At 43.9% G+C, this 23,154-nt stretch carries 19 protein-coding genes; 13 read left to right on the top strand and 6 right to left on the bottom strand.

Going from position 1 to position 23,154, the window contains the following annotated elements; all coding sequences use genetic code 11:
* Positions 1-222: 222 nt before the first annotated feature.
* The 5 genes from M2419_RS04035 (at position 223) to M2419_RS04015 (ending at position 2,579) form a co-directional block, all read left to right on the top strand.
* Entirely contained in the window at positions 223-393 is a 171-nt protein-coding gene (locus tag M2419_RS04035; protein ID WP_159727975.1) for a hypothetical protein, read from the top strand.
* Between the two features lie 62 nt (positions 394-455).
* Entirely contained in the window at positions 456-1,097 is a 642-nt protein-coding gene (locus tag M2419_RS04030) for a DUF6266 family protein (protein ID WP_259254272.1), read from the top strand.
* A gap of 89 nt (positions 1,098-1,186) precedes the next feature.
* Positions 1,187-1,579, top strand: a complete 393-nt coding sequence (locus M2419_RS04025) for a hypothetical protein (RefSeq protein WP_259254271.1) — start codon at positions 1,187-1,189, stop codon at positions 1,577-1,579.
* Complete coding sequence (locus tag M2419_RS04020; RefSeq protein ID WP_259254270.1) at positions 1,498-2,130, top strand: CHAP domain-containing protein; 633 nt, start codon at positions 1,498-1,500, stop codon at positions 2,128-2,130. The genes M2419_RS04025 and M2419_RS04020 overlap by 82 nt, the downstream gene beginning before the upstream one ends.
* Positions 2,124-2,579: a hypothetical protein gene (locus tag M2419_RS04015; protein ID WP_159727967.1), complete on the top strand. Its 456-nt coding sequence runs from the start codon at positions 2,124-2,126 to the stop codon at positions 2,577-2,579. The genes M2419_RS04020 and M2419_RS04015 overlap by 7 nt, the downstream gene beginning before the upstream one ends.
* 117 nt (positions 2,580-2,696) lie before the next feature.
* On the opposite strand, the gene M2419_RS04010 is transcribed toward M2419_RS04015, so the two are convergent.
* Positions 2,697-3,152, bottom strand: coding sequence for a PA2169 family four-helix-bundle protein (locus tag M2419_RS04010; RefSeq protein ID WP_153847829.1), 456 nt, complete (start codon positions 3,150-3,152; stop codon positions 2,697-2,699).
* Between the two features lie 221 nt (positions 3,153-3,373).
* Here M2419_RS04010 and M2419_RS04005 point away from each other — a divergent pair, with 221 nt between their 5' ends.
* On the top strand, positions 3,374-3,559 hold the full coding sequence (locus tag M2419_RS04005) for a CsbD family protein (protein WP_046675215.1): 186 nt from the start codon (positions 3,374-3,376) through the stop codon (positions 3,557-3,559).
* Positions 3,560-3,670: 111 nt separating this feature from the next.
* Here M2419_RS04005 and M2419_RS04000 read toward each other — a convergent pair whose 3' ends face one another.
* From M2419_RS04000 to M2419_RS03990, 3 genes are all read right to left on the bottom strand, one after another.
* Positions 3,671-3,829: a hypothetical protein gene (locus M2419_RS04000; protein WP_153847830.1), complete on the bottom strand. Its 159-nt coding sequence runs from the start codon at positions 3,827-3,829 to the stop codon at positions 3,671-3,673.
* Positions 3,830-4,057: 228 nt separating this feature from the next.
* A complete protein-coding gene (locus M2419_RS03995; protein WP_159727965.1) occupies positions 4,058-4,789 on the bottom strand; it encodes a PRC-barrel domain-containing protein in 732 nt (243 codons plus the stop codon).
* Positions 4,790-4,833: 44 nt separating this feature from the next.
* Complete coding sequence (locus tag M2419_RS03990; protein WP_248932128.1) at positions 4,834-5,016, bottom strand: hypothetical protein; 183 nt, start codon at positions 5,014-5,016, stop codon at positions 4,834-4,836.
* A gap of 215 nt (positions 5,017-5,231) precedes the next feature.
* Here M2419_RS03990 and M2419_RS03985 point away from each other — a divergent pair, with 215 nt between their 5' ends.
* The 7 genes from M2419_RS03985 (at position 5,232) to M2419_RS03955 (ending at position 21,412) form a co-directional block, all read left to right on the top strand.
* Entirely contained in the window at positions 5,232-9,134 is a 3,903-nt protein-coding gene (locus M2419_RS03985; RefSeq protein ID WP_259254268.1) for an ATP-binding protein, read from the top strand.
* Between the two features lie 149 nt (positions 9,135-9,283).
* A complete protein-coding gene (locus tag M2419_RS03980; RefSeq protein WP_259254267.1) occupies positions 9,284-11,860 on the top strand; it encodes a hypothetical protein in 2,577 nt (858 codons plus the stop codon).
* A gap of 201 nt (positions 11,861-12,061) precedes the next feature.
* A complete protein-coding gene (locus M2419_RS03975; protein WP_227550311.1) occupies positions 12,062-15,046 on the top strand; it encodes a SusC/RagA family TonB-linked outer membrane protein in 2,985 nt (994 codons plus the stop codon).
* Between the two features lie 32 nt (positions 15,047-15,078).
* Positions 15,079-16,644, top strand: coding sequence for a RagB/SusD family nutrient uptake outer membrane protein (locus M2419_RS03970; protein WP_153847834.1), 1,566 nt, complete (start codon positions 15,079-15,081; stop codon positions 16,642-16,644).
* A 111-nt stretch (positions 16,645-16,755) separates the two neighbouring features.
* Positions 16,756-17,808 carry a DUF5111 domain-containing protein gene (locus M2419_RS03965; RefSeq protein ID WP_194932925.1) on the top strand — a complete coding sequence of 351 codons (1,053 nt, stop codon included), beginning with the start codon at positions 16,756-16,758 and terminating at the stop codon, positions 17,806-17,808.
* A 36-nt stretch (positions 17,809-17,844) separates the two neighbouring features.
* Entirely contained in the window at positions 17,845-18,867 is a 1,023-nt protein-coding gene (locus M2419_RS03960; RefSeq protein WP_153847836.1) for a glycosyl hydrolase 53 family protein, read from the top strand.
* A gap of 64 nt (positions 18,868-18,931) precedes the next feature.
* Positions 18,932-21,412 (top strand): glycoside hydrolase family 2 TIM barrel-domain containing protein, encoded by a 2,481-nt coding sequence (locus tag M2419_RS03955; protein WP_153847837.1) that lies wholly within the window; start codon positions 18,932-18,934, stop codon positions 21,410-21,412.
* Between the two features lie 98 nt (positions 21,413-21,510).
* Here M2419_RS03955 and M2419_RS03950 read toward each other — a convergent pair whose 3' ends face one another.
* Together M2419_RS03950 and M2419_RS03945 are read right to left on the bottom strand one after the other, a co-directional pair.
* Positions 21,511-22,248, bottom strand: a complete 738-nt coding sequence (locus tag M2419_RS03950; RefSeq protein ID WP_153847838.1) for a hypothetical protein — start codon at positions 22,246-22,248, stop codon at positions 21,511-21,513.
* Positions 22,229-23,038: a metallophosphoesterase gene (locus tag M2419_RS03945; protein ID WP_153847839.1), complete on the bottom strand. Its 810-nt coding sequence runs from the start codon at positions 23,036-23,038 to the stop codon at positions 22,229-22,231. Before M2419_RS03945 ends, M2419_RS03950 begins: the two co-directional genes overlap by 20 nt.
* Positions 23,039-23,154: the final 116 nt, after the last annotated feature.

Below are 23,154 nucleotides of genomic sequence, written 5' to 3'. Positions count from 1 at the left end.
ATTGCTAGTATACTGACCTGCTATTTCCTTACTGATAGCTTACCTAAACTAGCCTACTTCATTGCATATCCTTTGCTATTTCTTTGCCTATTCTCTGGTATTTCTTTGCCATTTCTCTGCCTATTCTTTGGTGATTCTTTGCTGTTTATCTGCTTAGACTTTGTCATATTAGCAATGCAGCGGCCTTTGAATGGCCTAAAAATAGCCACAAACTAACAAAGAATGACTAATCCAGAAGCGGGCGAGCCCGGACCGAAACCCCTCGAAAAATACAGTATTTCCCAACATATAGCTCGGTTTTATGTCGCCATAAATGGCAATTTCAGACAAATGGCGTCAGATGGCGTCGTTAGACCAAATGCGCTTCTAAACCACTTTACCTTAGTTTCATGATATCGATATCGTGGCTGCCTGCAGCGCCACATGATGGTTAAATATTTTAAAAAAATAATAGTATGGCAAGATTTATAAAAGGAATTCACGGGGCCTACCAGGGTAAGGTCGGCAACATCGTAGGTTCGTCGTGGCGGGGTATAGACTATGTACGGTCACTGCCAAAGAAAAGTTCAAAGGCAGCATCGGAAGACCAGCTGGCACAGCGCATGAAATTTGGGATGACAACCAGTTTTCTCAAATCCATTAAAGATATCCTGATGCTGGGTTTTTCGGACAGCAAACAAAGAAACAAAACGGGCTACAATGTAGCTTTCCAACAATTTATCAATAATGCGTTTCAAGGGACTTATCCCAATTTTACGGTCGACTATAGTGTCGTGAAAATCGCAAGCGGCGGTTTGGCCGCTCTGGTAGGGTTGCAGACAGTTGAATCTTTTCCGAAGGTATTGTCTTTGACCTGGGATCCGATCGGAAACCGCTTCAATGCGTTTGACGATGATCAGGTCCTGGTGATTCTGTACGACGTAATAGAAAACCTCTTTTTTGCATTTGAAGGTGCAACACGACTTGATGCCGCAATGGATATTACGCTGCCAGACAGCTATACCGGTAAGACAATAGTCGGCTGGACATTTAACATCCATCGGGACGGAGTGATGACATCAAGCAGCCAGTATTTAGGTGAATTTGTGCTCACCTAGCTGTGTGGATTTATAGAGACTGCTCTTTCGGGAGCAGCTCTTTTTTTGAAACGAATTGATTCGATAAGGTAAAATTTAAAATCAAACAAATGAAAATAGTACAACAACAACAACAATTGGTCGCGGATATCGAGTATATCTATTGGCCTTTGACAGGGAGATGGGTACTGGGCATTAGTCTGGTCTGTCTTATGGTATTTTTTATTGCTGCAGGCTTTCTGCTGCAAGCGATAGATCCCACGGCAGGGGTATTGGATATTGGTATTCTTTCGGTATTGTTCTTTGCCGTTTTGGCGGCACTATTGATTATCTACTGCTGCTTTTGGCTACAGGAGATCCTCTGGCAGCCTTTTAAGCTCTTTCGTCAGCAATTTAGTGTTCACTTTAATCAATTGACATCATGGCAACAATGCGTTATTTATTTTTCGGTTTTCTTTCTGTCGCTGTTCTCTTTCTTGGCGGTGCTGGCAATGCTGCTATAGCCGATAAGGAGCAGTCAGGCAGTTATGCTGAGCTCCCAAGTACCAGCCCTGGGCTGGAGCAGGTGGATGACCCATCAGTGAAACGCTACGCCAGTTCGGGTGTACGCGAACGCATTGTCGATATTGCGGTACACGAAATTGGTGTGCAGGAAGCCACAGGCAATAACGATGGCAAGCGGGTAGAGGAATACCTAGCGTATACCGGACTTGGAAAGGGGGATGCCTGGTGTGCCGCTTTTGTCTCCTGGTGTTATGGCCAGACGGGCCTTGCTGTTCCGCGCAATGCCTGGAGTCCGGCACTTTTTCCAATGGCCCGGCGTTATACGGCCCAGCAGATCAGGCAGGGAACTGTGCGCCAGGCAGATCTCTTCGCTATATATAGCCCCAATCTCCAGCGTATCAACCATGTGGGTATTGTGCGCAAAAAGGAGGGAAGCTGGATACTGACCGTGGAGGGGAATAGTGCGGACCAAGTGCTTTCCAAGCGACGCCCTTTGATAACTATTTATGCCTTTTCGAATTGGTTGGACTGCGGGGAGGGGATATGGTAAGGTATATTTACAAGCGGTTGCTTTTTTTTATTGTCTTCTTGTTTTTCTGTTCCTGTAAGCTTTATCGAAACAGGGGAAAGGAAGATCAGCGAGAAGAGCGAATTCAATCACATTACAAGCGGCAAGTGGATGTTGTGTACAAGGAACTAAAAGACAGTCAATCGCGGTATTGGCATTTTTGGACGAATAGCAGTTTCCGCTTTCACCCAGATAGTGGTCTGATTGGACAAAACGGTCAACTGGCGATGCTGGAATCTAAAGTAAATACACGCGCGAAAAATGAGCTTTCCACAAGCAGCAGCGATAGCTACATGCAAACGAAATATGTACTCAGCACAGATAAACGTAGCGCATGGGCGGTCCCTAAGCTTTGGCTCATCGGATTTGTTTTGGTAGCAGTTGCTATTACCTGGAAATTTCGAAATTTTTTTAAAACATTCTTGCGCTGACAGTGGTTTTTTGGATACCTTAAATAAGTTAGATGATTGTATTTATATAGGCTAGGTATGGTTTCCTAGCCTATTTTTTATTCGATATTTTTGTGATTTACTCATCAATGCAAAAATTTAGATACCGCAAAGAATTTTAATATTTTCATGGGCTTCGCGCTGCTGGCTGAGTTGAATCTGGATGAGGTTTTTGGCCCCAATGGATAGCTTGTTTTCCTCTGCTAGCGCTTTCTCATAAACTTCACTGAAAACCGCTTCTCCCCGCTCACATTGCTCCAATAAATGCTGCATATTGCCACCCGATAATTTTGATTTGATCACCATCCACAGCCGGAAAAGTTCGCCGCTCAGTTTCGTCCGGTCGGTGGCGTCTTGACCGGCAAACTCAACCAGCGGACTGAGTTCGGCAATGAATTTTTCGGACTGCGCAGCGAGCTTTTTGAAGACAGCTTCCCGGGCACCTTCGCCTTGCTCATTGGCCAGATCGACCGCCAGCTTGTATCCTTCGATGCGGTCATTATTGATTTTTATAAGCTCATTTAAAATATTAGGGTTGTTCCGATTACTTTTCATTTTTTCGTGATACTGTTTTTAATCTTTATGCTGTTTTTAAAAGGAACAAGGTAGATTAATCATTAGTTTGTCTTTATTTCTTTTATAGTAATTATTGTGGTTTATAAAATGAATAGCTGAAATAGAAGATTCGAAAGAATATTTTAACATTTGATAACATTTTTTTTTAAACGATTTCAGCTGCAGGATGTTCTATTTATAAAAAAACGAAAGGAAATATTATGAGCGAATTAACATGGAAAGGTCGTTGGAACGAAATTAAAGGTAAGGTAAAACAACAATATGCAGATCTTACAGATGATGATTTACTATATGCAGAGGGAAAAGAAGATGAGTTGGTCGGTAAACTTCAAAAGAAAACAGGAAAAACACAAGATGAGGTGAATAGCTGGTTGAACGGTTTGTAGAATAGTGTTTTTAGGTTAAAGGCGGATAGCAGCAATGTTATCCGCCTTTTTTATGCTGTTTTATTATATCCTGGCAAAACTCGATAAGCGTAAATTCAACGAAAACGGAGTTTACCATAGCAACCAGGTAAGAATCGCTAGAAAACCACCCCGGATCAGTAATTCCTGAGTAAGCTCCTCGCGGTCAAGTTTATACCAGCTATATTTTTCATAATACCTCCTGATGGTTTGCCTGTTCTTTTCGTTGACGATTTTATATGTTGCTTTCATAACCGATTTGTATTGATTTTCTACAAATCCTGCAATTTTAATGCAGTTTATATGACGTTAAAGGGATTTCAGTAGTTATTTTGTGAGATAGGTTATAAAATACTGGCGGTTTGGGTATTTTAACGAGTCAATTCAGGAAATACGGCCCGATAAAACAGCTATAAATAGACATCAGGTATAGATAAGTGCTGTTATCTATACCTGATGTAATAGTTATACCTGATTGTCCTATAGTTCACTGTTATTGTCAAGCGTACCCGGCTCATGTCCGGTACCTTGCTCATATCGGGCAGCCACTCTACGGGTGCGCTGCCTCTGATCTGTAGGAAGACTTTCCGTCTTTTTCCCGCCGCTGTAGAACGTATCTTCACTAAAGTGATAATGATCATAGAACTCAGTCGGGTGATAGTTGATGTCGCTCACGACAAAACCGACGTCGCCGGTACCTTCAAACACATGACGGACGGATAGCTCAGTTTGCGGATCAACTTCATCTGGTCGGTAAGCAGGTAAGCGGATTAACTGATCTTCACTGACAGCTATGACCACAACTTCGCCATCATCGGCGGGATTATACAGATAATCCGTTGCGGGTTCCTCTGTTGGGATTTCGTCTACCGTTAGGATTACGCTATGATCGATCGGTTCGACAGGCGGAGTGGCGTAAGCTTCCTCATTGCTGGCCTGAATCTGTGTGCCATCGTAAAGCGAAGCTAGTCCAATGGGGGCCAATACCTTTTTATCTTCGTCAATAACAAATTCGGCGTCATGGAGATCGATTATAATGTAACGGACCTGTTGGCTTTCAGGGTCAAAGAGCAGATCATCTACCTTGCCGAGCAGTTGACCGGCCTCATTCTTTACTTTCCAGCCCCGGATATCAGGTTCGCCGTCGACAATTTCGTAATCGCTTCCACCGAGTTCAATTAAATGATTATATTTTTTTTCTTCTAATGCCATGTCTTCAATTTTTTTGGTGATCAATTCTTATATGCAACGGAGGTCTAAAGGGTATCTCTTTGCGGCGCTGTTGTGTTAATGCTTGTATCGGGAGTGGATTTATCTAACCTAGCGTCACTGTTGTAACGGTTTATAAAATACAGGACCAAGCCCAGCGCGATAAGTGAAAGCAGCAGCCATAGCCACCAGGGGGCTCCGTTTCTCGGTTTTACTTCTAAATGTGCCATATATACTTTTTTAAAAAGAACAACCGCTACTTGGCTTCGTTTGAAAAATTTTGAGTTGAGCAGGATTGCCGGGTAAAGAATATCAGCTGGAAAACGGTCCAAAAGTCAGAAACGGATCATCGACGTACAGGATGCTATTTCCGCTTCGGACGATTGATTGGATAAGTGGTATTCCATTTGAAATAATTAAGTTTGTGGTATAGCGCTTATAAAAAATGCAATCTCTTTATTTCTATTGGTCACTTGTCTTTTCCTTTGTGGGTACGGCTGTTTTCGGGCAATCGCTGGATTATCCCTCTTTTCGGAATATTTCCTTGGGAACGAATGCAAATACAGTCCATTCTTTTGCACAGGATAGCTTGGGGATGCTTTGGCTGGGAAGTAACAATGGGTTATTTAATTATGATGGCTATGCGCTGCAGCCGCTCACGGGGACCAAATCTCCTTTTCAGACTTTCGTTTACTGCATTGCGCTGATCGATAATAAACATTACGCATTGGGGACGGGGCAGGGAGTGCTGCTCTATAACTATCAGTTCGACCGATTTGAATCTTTTCCGGCAGGGGGACCTGGAGATGTCAGGTCTTTGCTACTTGTTGACGACACCTTGTGGATAGGTTCAATAAGTGGTTTGTATTGCTATAATACCAAGACACGTAAACTTATTGATTATCATAATTTATTTCCAAAAAATAAATCAAAAACCGCCGTGTATGCACTGGAAAAGGTGGGCGATAGAATCTTAATCGGTACCTATAATGGACTTTTTGAGTTAAATCCAGCGAGAAAAGATATTGTGCCTCTACCGCTCCCAGATTATAGGCCGGGGAGTAATCAATTTGTGAATTCTATATTTTCTATTCCGGAATCGGCAAGTACCTATGTTGGAACAGAATACGGCCTGTATCGCTATAATACGAAGAACCATACGCTTCAGAAAACTCCGGTATTACAAAATCATCCCATCAAAGCAATGGCTTCCAAAGATTCCAACACCTTGCTTGTCGGTACGGATGATGGTCTTTTTACGTATCAGCTGGATCAGCAGTTGGTTAAACGGATCAAACATGATTCCCGGAATAGAAACTCGCTGGCCAATAACATCGTGTGGAGTATCTTTAAGGATCGGTCGGAAAATATCTGGCTGGGTACCGACCTGGGATTTTCCTTATGGTCCAACCGCAAGGTGGAAAAAATACTGCCGATCTATCAATTTACAGCGAGCAGCGACGGCAACCGTTTTTATAAAATTAACAGGGATCGCAATGGCTGGTATTGGCTGGGAGGCGATAATGGTTTGATCCGTGTACGTGGACTGGACGACAAAAATACGGAAAGCAACTGGTACCGTATGGATGCCAAGACCTATCGTCTGGCACACAACCGTATCCGGGATATATTTGAGGATCATACGGGATTGGTGTGGATAGCCTCCGACGGTGGCGTCAATGTGTTTGATGCGCATACGAAACAGTTTAAAACCTTTACAATCGTCGATGCCAGTGGAAGACGAAATGCGAAATGGTCGTACGACATCTTGCAAGATGGACAGGATAATCTCTGGGTGGCCTCCTATATGGGGGGGATATTTGTTGTCAACCGAAGCCGTTTATTGGAGGCGACGGGCCCGGTCATAGCAAACCGTAATTTCAGTAAAGCTGACGGTCTTCTGGAAGATTTTGCCAATCAGATCGTTGACAATGGAAGGGGGAAGATCTTGGCGCTGTTCTATAATAAGGGGATCAGTAGCATTGATGTGGCCACAGGGAAAATAACGGAGCTTAAAGACAGCGCTGGGCATGCATTGGATCAGGCGACCTTTATGCTGAAGGATGGGCAGCATACGGTGTGGGTAGGGGAACATGGCGAATTGAGGCGAATTGCTCCGGACGGGAAAAATACATTGCTTCGTTTTGATCCTGTTGGTAAAGGAGAAGTAACTGCCATGGCCGAGGTCAAAGAAAGCATCTGGCTGGCAACGAGTACTGGAGTATGGCAGGTTAATAAGCAGAGTTTAAAAACGGGATTATTAAGATACGGACAAAGGATATCCTCGATGTACTACGATGCCGAGCGGGAACAAGTGGTGCTGGGAGGAATTGATGAGGTGGTCCTGTTGCCCGCGCAAAATGAGCTAGCGGATCTGGATGGTTCCAAAAAGATTGTGCTCACCGCAATGTATGTCAATAATGAACGTTTCGGTAATTACGACTATGGCTTGCGGTATAAGAACGAGATCGCTTTGGCGCATGATCAGAATAACCTCCGGCTTGAATTTTCCGATTTGGATTATGGGAATCATTTGGGCTATCGCCTAGCTTATGCTTTTAAAGGAAAAAATGAAACCTGGATTCCGATGGAACGGGGTGATAACAAAGTGCTCCTGTCCAACTTAAGTTCGGGTAACTACGATCTTCAGTTGGCTAAAGTGGATATCGCCGGTCATGTAGTCTCAAAGATTTATACCTACCATATTCAGATCCGTTATCCATGGTATGCAAGCTATTGGGCCAAAACTGCTTACGCCCTCATTGTTATTTTCCTGCTATTTTGGGTTGTCAATTTTTTCAGGGTTCGCAGTACGCTAAAATGGGAAAGGCGCGAACGGAGAAAGGTACTTGAGCTCACAAAGATGAAAATGGACTTCCTGACAGCTGTGTCGCATGAGCTGAAAACCCCTTTAAGCCTGATTTTGGCTCCTGTCAGCCAAATGATGCGGCAGACAAAGAACAGTGACAAAAAGAAGCAGTTGGATGGTGTTCATCGAAATGCCTTAAAAATCAGCCATCTCATCCAGGAATTGATGACTTTTGATCAGGTCGAGCAGCAACAGACGCCCTTGCAGGGCTTGCTTACCTCTCAGGTGGATCTGGTCGCCTATAGCAGACAAATTATAGCTGACTGGCAGCAGGTTCCGGAGTACAGTACCGTCCATATTGACTTTGTTGCTGATGTAGAGAGCTTTTTTATACAGACCGACGTAGCCAAACTGGGGTCGATTCTCAACAACCTCATAGCTAATGCCTGTAAGTATAATCGTCCGGAGGGTAGCGTGGAACTGCAGCTGAAAGTAATTGGTCCAGATGTCAAGCTTATCGTTCGGGATACGGGAATTGGTATAGCACCCGAAGACCTACCTTATGTCTTCAGCAAATTCTATCGTTCTTCCCTGAAAGAAGTGAGTGCTGTACAGGGGACGGGCGTTGGTCTGTACCTGGTCAAAAGTTATTGTGAGCAGTTGGGCTGGAGCGTTGATATAGCGAGCGATCAAAAGGGCACAGCCGTAACGCTTAGTTGGAAACATGACTATGTAAACGATAAGGAGGCGACCGATAGCATACCTGTAGGGGGTAAACGAAAACTACTCATCGTAGAAGATAATGCCGAACTCGCTGATTTTTTACGAAATGCCATGCAGCCACATTACGATTGCCGCATTGTGAGTGATGGTAGCGAGGGCTTACGCTTGATCGACGGACATGCTTTTGTGCCCGACATTATTCTCACTGATGCCATGATGCCCAATATGGGGGGGATTGAAATGGTGAAAAAACTACGACAAAATATCGTGACGGCAACTATTCCGATCATTTTGCTGACAGCACAAAACGATGAGCTGATCAGACGCGAGTGGGTTGCAGTCGGAATAGATGCTTATATGGCGAAACCTTTTGATCTGGAATTGCTCCAGATACAGCTATTGCAGCTCTTGGATAGGAAAGATAAGATTGTCGCTCAATTGCGTATCGACGAAATAAGTAAACCCACAGAATCAATAGCTGTACATTCACCGGATGAAAAATTTCTGACCAATGTGACGCAGCTGATCGAAGAAAATTTGGACGATTCGGAATTTTCGGTACAGCGGCTCAGTGAGCTCACTGATGTCGCCGCCAGACAACTCCATCGTAAAATTAAGCAACTAACAGGTTATACACCGGTGGAGTATATACGCAGCATTCGTATCAAAAAAGCAGCGCTGTTATTACAGCAAAAAAAGTTTACCGTTTCCGAGGTGATGTATATGGTCGGATTCTCCAATGCTTCTTATTTCTCAAAATGCTTTCAATCGGAATTTGGGATGTCACCAAAGGTATATATGGAGGGTTATTTGTAAGTAGTTGATTGTTAGTGTTGTTTGTTGTTTTGGGTGGTTGAGGTTGTCCAATTTGTGTTGTTCTTTGTCCGATATGTGGCCTTAAAAAATAATCACGTTTAATAGGTTTGTAAGAGTAATAACCAAAAAATTATAAATCGATACAATCCATGCGTGTAATTATTTTATGCTGCTTTGCTCTTTTGGGCTATGTCAATTCTTACGCTCAATCTAAGGCTATTAAAAAGGTCCCTACAGTTTTTGTCGACCGTGAAGGTGTCATGCGCTGGTCCGACTCCAAAGCTGAAGCTTCATTTTATGGCGTCAATTATACTGTTCCTTTTGCCCATGCCTTTCGGGCTTTACACAATAAAGGCTTCGATCGAAAACAGGCTATTGATCGCGACGTTTACCACTTCGCCCGTTTGGGATATAATGCTTATCGTATCCATATCTGGGATGTAGAAATCTCCGATAAAAATGGTAACCTGATCAACAATGAACACCTTGATCTATTGGACTATCTGTTTTTTAAACTTCAGGAAAGAGGAATTAGGATCCTGATTACGGGAATGACCAATTTTGGTAATGGTTATCCAGAGAGAAATATAAATACAGATGCATTTACGTATCATTATGATAAGTGTGCGGTTCATGCTAATCCACAGGCGATAGCTGCACAGGAAAAATACATTACCCAATTACTTCATCATGTCAACCCGTATACCGGAAATGCTTATCAGACGGACCCTTATATCATTGGCTTTGAAATAAATAATGAACCTTGTCATACAGGTGCCATTCAGACAACGTCGGACTATATCGGTCGAATGGTGAAGGCCATGAAGAAAAGTGGTAATAAAAAACCAATTTTCTACAATGTAAGTCATAATATGGAACATGTTAAGGCTTATTTTGATGCTGATATCCAAGGGACAACTTATCAATGGTATCCTGTGGGACTGGTTGCTGGACGGGAGCGTCAGGGGAATTTTCTTCCTTACATTGATCAGTACGATATCCCTTTTTCAAACTTGAAAGGCTTCGCCAACAAAGCGAAAGCGGTTTACGAATATGATCCTGCTGATAATCTCTACAGCTATATGCATCCCGCGATGAGCCGCACATTTCGTTCGGCGGGATTTCAGTGGATCACTCAGTTTGCTTACGATCCGATGGATATTGCAGCCTACAATACCGAATATCAGACACATTATCTCAATTTGGCTTATACCCCAGCAAAAGCACTGAGTACCATGATCGCTGCGGAGGTAGCTTATACGATACCGAGAAATAAAAAGTTTGAACAGTATCCTCAAGACACCCTATTTGGCGATTTTAGCGTCAGTTATGAGCAGGATCTCTCCGTGATGAATGCGCAGGATAAGTATTTTTACACCAATAATACGACAGTAAGCCCTTTAAATCCAGTGAAATTGCAACATATTGCCGGTCATGGTTCATCACCTGTGGTGGAGTATGGCGGATCTGGTGCTTATTTTTTAGATCGTCTGGAAGATGGTCTATGGCGTTTGGAGGTTATGCCGGATGCAGAAAAAATCGCTGATCCTTTTGCAAAGCCATCGCTCGATCGTGAGGTGGTACATATCCTGTACCGGTCACAGATGATCGATATTCGGATTCCTGATCTAGGCGACCTTTTTACCGTCCGGTCACTGTTAGGGAAAAACAACAGCGATGAAGATATTTCAGTCGCTAAAACAAGTTTCAGCGTTGAGCCTGGAGTATATCTGTTAAAACGTAAGAATCTCCAGCTGAAAAATAGCTGGCTAGCTTCCTCGCCCTGGAAAAATGGCCATTTGGGCGAATATTACGCGCCAAAAACTGAAGCGCTGAAGCAGCCTTTATTGATACACCAGCAGCCCGAAATATTGGAAAAAGGCCGGTCTACTAAATTGCAGTTCCGTTATGTTTTTGAAAAAAAGCCCGATTCAATTATTCTACAAACGGATCAGGTTTCGTTTTGGAAAGATCATAATCCCTACATCAAGTTGTTCTCCAAAGATAACCGTACCTATGAAGCGGACATCCCGGCATCCTTATTAGTGGGCCATGAATTGAAATATACAGCTACTGTGTTTGTTGGTGGTGAAAAAATTACTTACCCAGACAATCAGACTGGAGCCCCACTGGAATGGAATTATCGCGTCAATAGTTATTGGACGGTGGGCTTATATGAGCAGCGTGCGTCTATAGGACTTTTTGAGTCCTTGTCCAAAGTCTCTTCATTGGAAACTTTCGCTATTCCAGAAACGGCTTACATGACTGCGCAACGGGAGCATCATGATCTCAGTAAAGTTCCTTTTTGGACGTATACCTTTCATGCCAAGGATTCGGGGGTACAGTATTTTTGGGTAAAAGATATCAAATCGACAATTGCTGAACGGCCTGCGGGTATCGCTGCTGCCACAAAGCTCTGTATACTCTTGAAACATGAGGGCGGGAATCCGCTACTGAATGCTGGTTTTGTGACAAAAAAAGGGTATACCTATGTGGAAAACATAGCTATTGGGGCATCCGGCGAAACATTGGTCCGTATGGATCTAGCCGACTTAAAGCTCGTGCCTACGGCTTTGCTACCTGCTCCTTATCCTGTATTTCTCGAACGGTTTTTTAAGCCCACGGTTCCGGTTCAATTTGACAAAAGGGATATCGAAAAACTAATCGTTTCAGGCGAAAAGATGGAAGGGGTGGCACTATCTATAGCTGCGATATGGCTCGAATAACGATAAAGCTGCTTAATACCACCGATTAGTAGGGCATGGATAATAATCCGTCAGGCTGTAAGGATCAAGGTTTGTAGCAGGACGACGACCTGAAAAAAACGGCTGCGTTTTTTTAGGGGAAGGCTTAACAAAGCGATAAGGAGTACAAAGAATATAATAAAGGGAAAGAAAACAATTATAAACACATCTAAATTTTAAACAATGAAGGGTTTTGCATTTAAAACAAGTTTATTGGGCTTGTCCTTGCTATCCTGTCTTGGGGAAACGCAGCTTTATGCTGCAACGAAAGGGGAAAGCAAGTGGATCAGGTCGATGCAACAACAGGATGTCCGTGGGGTGGTCCGCAACGAGCATGGACAGGTGATGGCAGGTGTAACAGTACTGGTGGCCGGAACTACGGTGGGCACTTCAACAGCGAGTGATGGCTCGTACCGTATCTCATTGCCCAAGGGTAAATCCCAGCTTCTATTCTCTGTTGTAGGCTACAGTAGCCAAACCTTGACGGTTGTAGGGAGAACATCCGTGGATGTCAGTATGGTGCCTGCGGGAAATGTGCTGGAAGAGCTCGTCATCGTAGGTTATGGTAGTACGACAAAAAAGGATCTAACCGGTGCCGTAAATACGGTCGGTAGCAAGGATTTTAACAGTGGACTTGTCGGCTCTCCCGAACAGCTGATCAATGGAAAAACAGCTGGTGTACAGGTGATGTCCAACAGCGGTTCACCTTCTTCTGGGAGTACGATACGTATCCGTGGGGGAGCCTCCTTAAGTGCCAGCAACGATCCATTGATCGTATTGGACGGGGTACCGCTAGAGACTGGTGGTATTAGCGGCAATAGTGGCAATTTTCTCAGTCTGATCAACCCGAATGATATCGAAAGCATGACAGTGCTCAAAGATGCATCATCGACAGCAATATATGGATCCCGAGCGTCAAACGGGGTATTATTGATAACCACAAAGAAGGGTAAAGGAGATGCTTTACGGCTTTCTTTCTCTTCAATCGTGTCCATGCAGCAGGCTATGGGGGTTGCCGATATGATGTCGCGCGACGAGTTTGCCTCGCTCATCAATACCAAAGGGAGCACTGCCCAAAAGGCATTATTGGGCAATGCCTCAACAGATTGGCTGTCTGAGGTTTTTCAGGATGCCATCGGGACGGATAATAACTTAAGTCTACAGGGAAAGATCGGTAAGACCTTGCCTTTTCGTACATCGGTGGGCTATTATAATCAGCAAGGGACTTTGCGGACCGACAAAACGGAGCGCGTGACGGGGGCTTTGGTGTTAAATCCCACTTTTTTTAATAAACACCTGACCGTAAATTTAAATGTTAAAGGTGCCCATAACAACAACGGTTTTGCCAATACCGATGCGATATGGTCTGCTGTAGCGTTTAATCCTACGCAACCGATTTATTCTGGGGCAGATGCTTATGGCGGCTATTACGAGAGTTTGGATAATGCCGGTCTTCCGGCAACAGGTGCAAACCTCAATCCACTGGGATTGCTCAAGCAGGAAAAACACCGTAGTACAGTCAATAGAGCTGTGGGTAATCTTGACCTCGATTATAAATTCCATTTGCTACCTGAATTGAAAGCGCACGTAACACTCGGATATGACTATGCCAAAGGAAATGGATCGAATCTTATTCCGGCAAGTGCGGCCAATAATTTTACGATTGGAGGTGCTTTTGACCGTTATGAACAGACGCTTAAAAATAAATTGTTTACAGGCTATCTAAACTATAACAAGTTCTTTCCGGAAATTAAAAGTACAATTGATGTGACAGCAGGCCACGATTATCAATATTGGAGTGCCCGACGGCCACCTATAGTATACTATAACGAAGCTGGTGATATACGCTCGACTGCTATTGCATCTGACGAACGACATACCCTGATTTCCTGGTACGGACGGATCAATTACAATTACGATAGCCGTTATTTATTGACGGCTACGGTCCGTAAGGATGGAACTTCCCGATTCAGTCCCGAAAACCGCTGGGGAACATTTCCGTCAGTCGCCTTGGCCTGGCGTCTTTCGCAGGAGTCTTTCATGAAAGGAATCTCTTTCCTGGACGATCTAAAGCTCCGTGCGAGTTACGGTATTACAGGACAGCAGGAGGGAATTGGAAATTACGAATATTTGCCGGTATACAATTTGGGAACAGCCTATGCACAGTATCGTTTCGGCGATCAGTACCATCTGGTGTATAGACCATCGGTTTACAATAGGGACTTACGCTGGGAAACGACCAAAGCATTTAACTACGGCCTCGATTTCGCTTTGTGGAAAAACAGGGTGTCTGGTGCAATAGAATATTACACAAGAAAAACACATGATCTATTGGCTAATGTGCCTGTAGCCGCGGGAACCAATTTTGACCAGAATGCGACTATTAACGTAGGTAATGTCGAAAGTAGTGGCTTCGAATTTCAACTGAATACCGTGCCCATACAAAAGGATGATTTGCGCTGGGAAGTCAATTTCAATGCGACTAATCAACATACAAAAGTGACCAATATAGCTCTGGTGCAGGATGCGAATGCCGTGGGAACTTATGTGGGACCGAATGTCAGTGGTCGTGGTATCCAGATTCTGACAACGGGGTATCAGCCTTACATGTTTTATGTCTACAAACAGTTGTATAATGAGGCTTGCAAGCCGCTGGAAGGTGTATATGCGGATCTGAATGGTGATGGAGCGATCAACGAAAAAGACTTGTACCGCTATCAATCGCCGGCAGCAAAATGGCTCTTCGGTTTCAATACGCAGTTAACCTACAAAAAATGGACAGCAGCAACGACTCTACGTGCAAATTTGGGTAACTACGTATTCAATAATACCAAAATGAACCTTAGTGCTTGGGAGACAGTTCAATATGTCGATGCGTCGATCAATAACTTACATCGGGATTACTTGAATACCCAATTCCAGACCAGACAATATTATTCGGATTATTATGTCGAAAATGCTTCCTTCCTTCGGATGGAAAACCTGTCGGTGAACTATAATTTTGGTCAGGTAGGTAAGATCTCCAATCTACGTGTGGGTGCAGTAGCTCAGAACGTTTTTATTGTGAGCAAATATAGCGGTATGGACCCTGAGGTTCCGAATGGATTCGACAGCTCGTTCTACCCACGCTCAAGAACTTTCTCCTTGAGTCTCAATATGGATTTTTAATGGCTACCTCAAAAAAGAAAACTTATATAGCGATGAAAAATATAAAAAGATATTGTTTTGGATTGTTGGGTATAATCGCATTGCTGCAATCCTGTACAAAGGACTTAAACCAGTATCCTACTGTAGAAACGACTTCGGAGTCGGTATACACCTCTGTGGATGGTTACCGGGCTGTGCTTGCTAAATTGTATGCCTCATTTGCCGTTGCGGGCAATGGACGTGGTGATGCCGATCCGGATATGGCGGGCAGCACGGCTTCTTGGGGGTACCTTCGGGTGTATTTTAACTTGCAGGAGGTACCGACTGATGAGGTGATCTATACATGGGCCGGAGGCGACAATATGACCGATATCCAGTATATGACCTGGGGAGCTTCCGATACCTGGGTCAATGCCATGTATTATCGGATCTATTATACGGTAGCCATCTGTAATGAATTTCTACGGAATGCAACAACAGAGAAGCTGGCGACTTTTAATTCGGCCGAGCAGGCACAAATTTTGGAGTTTGCAGCCGAAGCGCGTTTTCTGCGTGCATTGGCCTATAGTCATGCCATGGACCTTTATGGGAACGTTCCTTTTGTGACCGAAAAGGACCCGGTAGCTGCATTTTTTCCACCACGGATGACACGAGCTGATCTCTTTGCATTTATTGAAAAAGAATTGACAGAGATCGAAACGATCTTACCGGAAGCACGTCAAAATGAGTATGGCCGGGTAAGCCGTGCCGCTGCCTGGTCCCTATTGGCCAAAAATTATCTGAATGCTCAAGTTTATACGGGCACAGCTCGTAATGCCGAATGCCTAAACTATGCGAAAAAAGTGATTGATGCTGGATATTCCTTAAATGCGAATTATAAGCAGGTATTTAATGCTGATAATGATAAACGGACCAATGAAATTATTTTCCCGATAGAGGCCGATGTAGCGCATACAACGACATGGGGTGCGACAACGTATCTTGTCAACGGCCCTATTGTTGGAAGCATGAAATCATCGGATTACGGTGTGCTTTCCGGCTGGAATAGTTTTCGTACACTTCGCGAATTTGTGGCACTCTTTCAGGCGGAAGACAAAAGAGGTGATTTTTGGAAAAACGGCCAGTCCCTGGATGTCGAAGACCCCGCTGCCTCGAGCCAGGGATATGGGCTTGTTAAGTTTACAAATTTGAAAGATGATGGTACCTATACGACAGATGAAGGTTTGGTAAGTACTGATTTCCCGATGATCCGCTTGGCCGACGTGTATCTAATGTATGCTGAGGCTGTACTGCGCGGTGGCGGAGGAAGTGTACAGGAAGCGATCAGGTTGGTCAACAGTATCCGTCAGCGAGGGTATGGTAGTTCGGCCGGAGCCATAGACCAGGCGCAGCTGACGCTGGATTTTATCCTTGCAGAACGCGGTCGTGAACTGTTTTGGGAGTGTACGCGTCGTACTGACCTGATTCGATTTGGGAAATTTACTGGTAGCAATTACCTCTGGCAATGGAAAGGCGGTGACATGAATGGCCGTTCTGTGGATGCGAAATTCAATCTGTATCCGATTCCAACTACCGATATGAGCGCTAACCCGAATTTGATCCAAAATCCTGGCTACTAGCGGTGGCTGGCATTAATAACTAAATCTATGGGGATATACTGCTATTTGAGCACACATGCTGCGGAGAGTATCCAGGTATTCCCATATGGACTTTTAAAGATAATAATACCTATGAAACAATTGACACTCTATATTCTGGTGTTGCTTTTCGTTGCCTGTAAAAAGGAGGGCGGGACACCGGCTGTCAGTGGGATAAAACCTGCGGTATTGTACAGCAGTACAACAGAACTGGTCTTAAAATCTACTGACCGCAAGGCCGTGGCCCTGCAGCTTGTCTGGGATGAGGCGATTTTGGCCAGCGATGAACCAATGGCGCAGTCGGCTTTAAAAAATAAAATAGAAATTGCTGCTGATCCATCTTTTTCTGCTGTCACCAAAAGTATCGAGCAGGTAGCAAGCTCGCTCAGCTATACGCATGAACAATTGAATAACCTTGTCACGGGAATGGGATTTTTGCCCGATGAAAAGAACGTGTTTTATGTCCGTATTGCTTCACGATTGGGAACCAATACAGATTGGCTCTACAGCAATGTGATCGCCCTGACTGTTACAGCTTACCAGCCCGTCGAGGATGCTGCCTATCTCTATCTATCGAATAAAGAGTTTACGCAGTTTCCATGGAAACTGTGTTCGAGAAAGGAAGATGGTTTTTACGATGGTTTTGTGCGTCTCGACCAATGGTACAACTTCTATTTGACCAATGCGGAAAGCGCGAGTGCACCGCTCATCTATGGTTCTTATCCCCTGGATGGTAGCCAATACATCTTGTATAGCGGAGCTGATCGCTGGAATTGCTGGACGAGTAAAGGTGGGTACCTATACTTGACAGCCGATCTCAATAAATTGGCCTGGAAAGAGACTTCCGTAGAATCCATGACGGTAACGGGCGATTTTAATGGTTGGAGTGCAACAGCAACGCCAATGGTATATGACCAGACGGCGAAGGTTTGGAAAGCAACCATCACGACAACGGCAGCTGAACAATGGGGAATTAAGGTATTGATCAATGGCAGCTGGACTTGGTTTTTTGGCGCAGCAGAGGGCGATGGAAACTGTGCCTTGTATACGGCCGATGGAACTGGCTTCGCTTATGATAAGATCGGTACACATACATTGATTCTTGATCTAAGCGATCCAAAACAATTCAAATATCATGTGGAATAAAATAGATCGAGACGGGTTCTTAAACGAAATAATCGGATGAAAAAAATAAAAATAATCTTGGCCTTGGTAGGCTTGTGTTTGGGCTTGTCTAGCTGCAACGACAAAGATAATCTTAAGGTGGATGTACCCACAACACATTTGGCAAAAGGTGCGGACGTGAGCTGGATTACTGAAATGGAAGCCTCAGGTATGCAATTTTTTAATGCAGGAGGCAGCGCAGTGGATGGGCTGAAAATCTTGCGTGGACTGGGGATGGATGCGGTACGATTGCGTGTTTGGGTAGATCCTCAGCAAGGCTGGTGCAACAAGAATGATGTACTGGTCAAAGCTCGTCGGGCGCATCATCTGGGCATGCGCATTATGGTGGATTTTCATTACAGTGACACCTGGGCGGATCCGGGACAGCAAACAAAGCCTGCCGCATGGAAGAGCTTATCGTTTGATGGTTTAAGGAAGGCTGTTAGTGATCATACAACGGAGGTCCTTCAATTGCTAAAAGATAGCGGTATCTCACCTGAATGGGTGCAGGTAGGTAATGAAACGGGCAATGGTATGCTTTGGGAAGATGGAAAAGCCTCTGTCAGTATGGCTAATTATGCCACATTGAATAATGCCGGCTATGATGCGGTAAAAGCGGTGTTTCCGGCAGCAAAAGTGATCGTACACCTGCATAATGGATTTGACAATGACTTGTTTCGTTGGATGTTCGACGGTCTGAAAAACAACGGTGGGAAATGGGATGTAATTGGCATGTCACTTTATCCGACCCCAGAAAACTGGGAAGAGCGCAATGCGGCCTGCATCAGCAACATCAAAGATATGGTTGCCCGATACAATTCAGAAGTGATGATCTGCGAGGTGGGGATGAGCTGGGATGAAGCAGATAGTGCTGAAATATGGTTAAAGGATCTTTTCAACTTGGTTAATAGCGTGCCCGATCAGAAAGTACTGGGTATATTCTATTGGGAGCCTTTGGCGTATGGTGGGTGGAATGGTTATACCCTGGGTGCATTTGACAATAATGGGCGGCCAACAAAAGCATTGAATGCTTTTAAATAAGGTATATTTAAGCCGCTGAATGACAATGAAAAAATTGAACTGTAGACTATAAACACATGATTTGATGATGAGATTACTGCGTACGACTTACTTTTTGTTTCTTTTATTCTTACTTGTTCCGGGCAATTCGCACGGACAGTCTACCCGCCAATCCTTCTTGTTGGAGAAAAACTGGCGTTTTTTTCAGGGTGAGGTTGTTCACGGGGAATCAGTAGCATTGGATGATAATACCTGGAAAAATGTCACTGTACCGCATGATTGGGCTATTTTCGGGCCTTTTGACCGGTCACACGATCTGCAGGATGTTGCAGTGACACAAAATGGAGAGAAAAAGGCAACGGTAAAAACGGGCCGGACTGGCGGTTTGCCTTATGTGGGGGTGGGGTGGTATCGTACCAAATTTGATATTCCACAATTCAATCCCGTCAATAAACGCGTGGTACTGAAATTTGATGGTGCAATGAGCGAAGCCCGGGTCTATGTCAATGGAAAGGAAGCCTGCTTTTGGCCCTACGGTTACAATGCTTTTCATTGTGATGTGACCGAATTTCTACATCAGGACGGGATGAATAATACGGTTGCTGTACGGTTGGAAAATAAAGCGCAGTCATCACGCTGGTATCCCGGTGCAGGACTTTATCGCAATGTGCATGTAATCGTGACGGAGAAGATCCATGTACCTGTTTGGGGCACGTATATCACGACGCCTTTTGTGTCGGACAGTTTAGCCTCAGTTAAGCTTGAAACCAGTTTGAAGAATGCTGATGGCAAGTTGGTACGTATGGTAACTGCGATTTTGGATGCAACTGGACAGGTGGTTGCGCAGAAAGAAAACCAACAAAAACTAAATTATGGCAAGCCTTTCGTACAAAATCTTGAAGTGATAAACCCTGCCCTCTGGAGCCCCGAACATCCAAATCTATATCGGGCCTCCACACAAGTATTTGTAGAAGGCAAATTGACAGACAGTTTTGAAACCCGTTTTGGGATTCGGGAGGTACGTATTATTGCCGACCGGGGATTTATGTTAAATGGAAAGGTCCGAAAGTTTCAGGGGGTATGTAATCATCACGATCTTGGACCATTGGGGGCTGCAATTAATGTTTCGGCTCTTCGTTATCAATTGGAATTACTCAAAGATATGGGCTGCGATGCCATTCGTACGGCACATAATATGCCAGCTCCGGAATTGGTTGCCCTATGTGACGAATTGGGCTTTATGCTGATGATTGAACCTTTTGACGAATGGGATATTGCTAAATGTAAAAATGGATATCATCGATTTTTTGCGGATTGGGCCGAACGGGATATGGTCAACATGATTCGTCATTTTAGAAATAACCCATCTGTCGTGATGTGGAGCATTGGAAATGAAGTGCCCACACAATGCAGTGCTGAAGGCTATAAAGTAGCTTCGTTTTTACAGGATATATGCCATCGTGAGGACCCGTCCCGACCAGTGACCTGCGGTATGGATCAGGTAAGCTGTGTGCTGGAAAATGGTTTTGCTAGTCTGTTGGATGTTCCGGGGTTAAACTATCGCGCGCACCGTTACGAAGAGGCTTATGCCAAATTACCCCAAAATCTAGTGTTGGGTTCTGAAACGGCGTCAACAGTGAGCTCAAGGGGCGTTTATAAATTTCCGGTGCTAAAAAAAGGTGATATGTTGTATTCCGATCATCAGTCGTCTTCTTACGATATGGAATATTGCTCTTGGTCCAACCTGCCGGATGAGGATTTTGCCCTGGCGGAAGATCATCATTGGACCATGGGACAATTTGTCTGGACCGGCTTTGATTATCTTGGCGAACCTTCCCCTTACGATACAGATGCCTGGCCCAACCATAGTTCCATGTTCGGTATTATTGATCTGGCGAGCATTCCCAAAGACCGTTATTATCTGTACCGAAGTTTATGGAATAGAAATGAGCATACCCTGCATATACTTCCACATTGGACATGGCCTGAGCGTGTGGGACAAGAAACCCCTGTCTTCGTGTATACAGATTATCCAAGTGCCGAACTTTTTATCAATGGGAAAAGTCAGGGAATACAGCGCAAGAGTAAGGCTTCTTTACAGGAGCGTTACCGCCTAATGTGGATGAATACAATATACGAACCCGGAGAAGTCAAAGTAGTGGCTTACGATGAATCTGGAAAACCAGCGGCCGAAAAAATAATACGGACGGCTGGAAAACCCTCCAGGATTGAAATGGATGCAGTTCATGATTCCATTTCTGCTGATGGCCGTGCATTAGCCTACATCCGTGTCAAAGCAGTGGACAAAGCGGGGAACCTCTGTCCAAGGGCTGCAGAGCTGATCCAATTTGACGTAGTTGGCGATGGTACATTTAAAGCCTTGGCTAACGGTGATCCAACCAATCTGGAGGCTTTTCATAAACCGCAGATGCATTTATTCAATGGACAGCTTACCTTGATTGTGCAGGCAGGCGAAAAATCGGGAAAGATTCAGATAAAGGCGAAATGCAAAGGTTTAAAAGAGGGGGTATTAACTGTACAGACTGTAAATTCTAAAACGTTTTGACCGTAGCTTTTGTTTAAATGATACCTTAAGTAAGTTAGTGCGTTGATTGTATTTTAACAGAAAGGCTAGATCGATATCGATCTAGCCTTTTTTGTGCATTATTTTCGCCTAATCTGTAGCTTGACACCTAGGGCCAGTCCAATGTAATCATCAAATTTAAGATACTTGTTCTGTACGCCGCTAACGAGGTAAAGATCGCTGGTATGAAGATCATAATAGAATTTTAGGCCTTCAAAATAAGAACTGTTGGATTTGATTTTATAGCTGAAGTCCTGTCCTACAAAGATATTGATGCGTAGCCTGGTCGAAAACCGATAATAGCTATTCGGGTATTTGTCAGGTTCTTTATACCAAAATTGTTTACCCAAGGTCGTATTGAGATAAGCGCCGGTACGCAAGGGATGATAAGTAAACTGTTTATTGAGTTTAATTTCCCAAGGTGTATACGATTGACGCAGCGTTAAGGTAAGTTTTGCCCGGTCTGTATCATATTTTGGTACATAGCCAAGCAGGAAATCTGTCGACCACTGCTTGTGTCGGCCATAATCCCAGCCTGTTCCGGTAGAAAGCAGTCCTATGGACCCTGCGTATTGAAGCATATAACTTGATGGAACAAGGCTAAAGGCAGCTTTTTTTAGTTCTTTAGTGCTCATGTTTCCCGTTTTGATGCTGTCCGTTGTGATGCTATTCTCCTGGAGGGTCTCCGTTTTGTTGCCAGCCAAGCTTGTTCGTGGGAGATATTGGTTTTTGGCGGCCTGAGCCATATCGTGAACTGAAAAGAAAAGGGTAACAAGCGCGAAAGAACGTATTTTTGATTTAGTAAGAAACAAGTTCATGGGTATAGTGGTCCTTAGTGATTGTAAAAATTAGAAATTGACGTTTACCGATATTGGGAGTACCGTAATAGATGATACCATCCTTAAAAATATCTTCTTCTTGATAGATATGATCGTGGCCATTGGTACAATAAAGGAGATTGGGGAATTGTTTTATACTGTATTGGAAGACCGAAGCTACATTGTTGTTGAACTGATCGGATGTGGGTCTGGCATGCATGACGACAACTGTTTGTTCAAAACGTGTGGTATCTTTTTGACGCTCTTGCTCGATAAATGAAAAGTCGGGAACGGGATTGGAGTAATCTGATTCCAGCGCATTGGTATTTAAACATAAGAATTTTGTTTTACCAGCAATAAAACTATAATTGACTGTGCCAAACACTTGTTCGAAGATCTCTTCGCCATTGGCGAGACAATCGTGATTCCCCAAAAGGGCGACATAAGGCTGTTTCAGCTTTTCCAAAATATCACGCTGCCACAAAAATTCCTTGGTAAGTCCAAAATCGCTAATATCGCCGCCGTGTACAATAAAATCAATGTCATTTCTTTTATTGACTATTTTTACAAAATCGTCAAGTTCATCGTGCCAGCGCTGCGAATCACTGATAAAAGCGTAGCGGATGGTATCCTGATTAGCATAATCATGTTCGATTTTGGCGATATTATCTGCATTAATATGTTTTCTTCCATCGATTTTTCCTGAATAAGGGTGGATGTCAAACATGTTGCAACTGTTGGTAAGAAAAGAGAGAGAAGCTAGTGTGATGAATTTATAGCGCTTTTTCATTTGAATTCTTTTATTGACTTTTTGAATCCAAAAGTAAGTTTTAACGAACGAAAGCACAGTTTTTACATTTTATTATTACCCTGAAATGATATTAATGGGCACTATAAGGGGATCGC

Origin of the sequence: Sphingobacterium sp. BIGb0116, from assembly GCF_024808035.1 — a bacterium.
GTDB lineage: Bacteria > Bacteroidota > Bacteroidia > Sphingobacteriales > Sphingobacteriaceae > Sphingobacterium > Sphingobacterium paramultivorum.
The sequence above is the reverse complement of the archived record's forward strand: the minus strand, read 5'-3'. Positions and strand labels throughout refer to the sequence as shown.

Excerpts from the sequence above, each read along its gene's own strand:
- M2419_RS04020 (WP_259254270.1), top strand. The coding sequence starts at position 1,498 with ATGGCAACAATGCGTTATTTATTTTTCGGTTTTCTTTCTGTCGCTGTT.
- M2419_RS03975 (WP_227550311.1), top strand. The coding sequence starts at position 12,062 with ATGAAGGGTTTTGCATTTAAAACAAGTTTATTGGGCTTGTCCTTGCTA.
- M2419_RS04005 (WP_046675215.1), top strand. The coding sequence starts at position 3,374 with ATGAGCGAATTAACATGGAAAGGTCGTTGGAACGAAATTAAAGGTAAG.
- M2419_RS03980 (WP_259254267.1), top strand. The coding sequence starts at position 9,284 with ATGCGTGTAATTATTTTATGCTGCTTTGCTCTTTTGGGCTATGTCAAT.
- M2419_RS03995 (WP_159727965.1), bottom strand. The coding sequence starts at position 4,789 with ATGGCATTAGAAGAAAAAAAATATAATCATTTAATTGAACTCGGTGGA.
- M2419_RS04035 (WP_159727975.1), top strand. The coding sequence starts at position 223 with ATGACTAATCCAGAAGCGGGCGAGCCCGGACCGAAACCCCTCGAAAAA.
- M2419_RS04000 (WP_153847830.1), bottom strand. The coding sequence starts at position 3,829 with ATGAAAGCAACATATAAAATCGTCAACGAAAAGAACAGGCAAACCATC.
- M2419_RS04025 (WP_259254271.1), top strand. The coding sequence starts at position 1,187 with ATGAAAATAGTACAACAACAACAACAATTGGTCGCGGATATCGAGTAT.
- M2419_RS03955 (WP_153847837.1), top strand. The coding sequence starts at position 18,932 with ATGATGAGATTACTGCGTACGACTTACTTTTTGTTTCTTTTATTCTTA.
- M2419_RS04030 (WP_259254272.1), top strand. The coding sequence starts at position 456 with ATGGCAAGATTTATAAAAGGAATTCACGGGGCCTACCAGGGTAAGGTC.
- M2419_RS03985 (WP_259254268.1), top strand. The coding sequence starts at position 5,232 with ATGCAATCTCTTTATTTCTATTGGTCACTTGTCTTTTCCTTTGTGGGT.
- M2419_RS03945 (WP_153847839.1), bottom strand. The coding sequence starts at position 23,038 with ATGAAAAAGCGCTATAAATTCATCACACTAGCTTCTCTCTCTTTTCTT.
- M2419_RS03960 (WP_153847836.1), top strand. The coding sequence starts at position 17,845 with ATGAAAAAAATAAAAATAATCTTGGCCTTGGTAGGCTTGTGTTTGGGC.
- M2419_RS03965 (WP_194932925.1), top strand. The coding sequence starts at position 16,756 with ATGAAACAATTGACACTCTATATTCTGGTGTTGCTTTTCGTTGCCTGT.
- M2419_RS03990 (WP_248932128.1), bottom strand. The coding sequence starts at position 5,016 with ATGGCACATTTAGAAGTAAAACCGAGAAACGGAGCCCCCTGGTGGCTA.
- M2419_RS04010 (WP_153847829.1), bottom strand. The coding sequence starts at position 3,152 with ATGAAAAGTAATCGGAACAACCCTAATATTTTAAATGAGCTTATAAAA.
- M2419_RS04015 (WP_159727967.1), top strand. The coding sequence starts at position 2,124 with ATGGTAAGGTATATTTACAAGCGGTTGCTTTTTTTTATTGTCTTCTTG.
- M2419_RS03970 (WP_153847834.1), top strand. The coding sequence starts at position 15,079 with ATGAAAAATATAAAAAGATATTGTTTTGGATTGTTGGGTATAATCGCA.
- M2419_RS03950 (WP_153847838.1), bottom strand. The coding sequence starts at position 22,248 with ATGAACTTGTTTCTTACTAAATCAAAAATACGTTCTTTCGCGCTTGTT.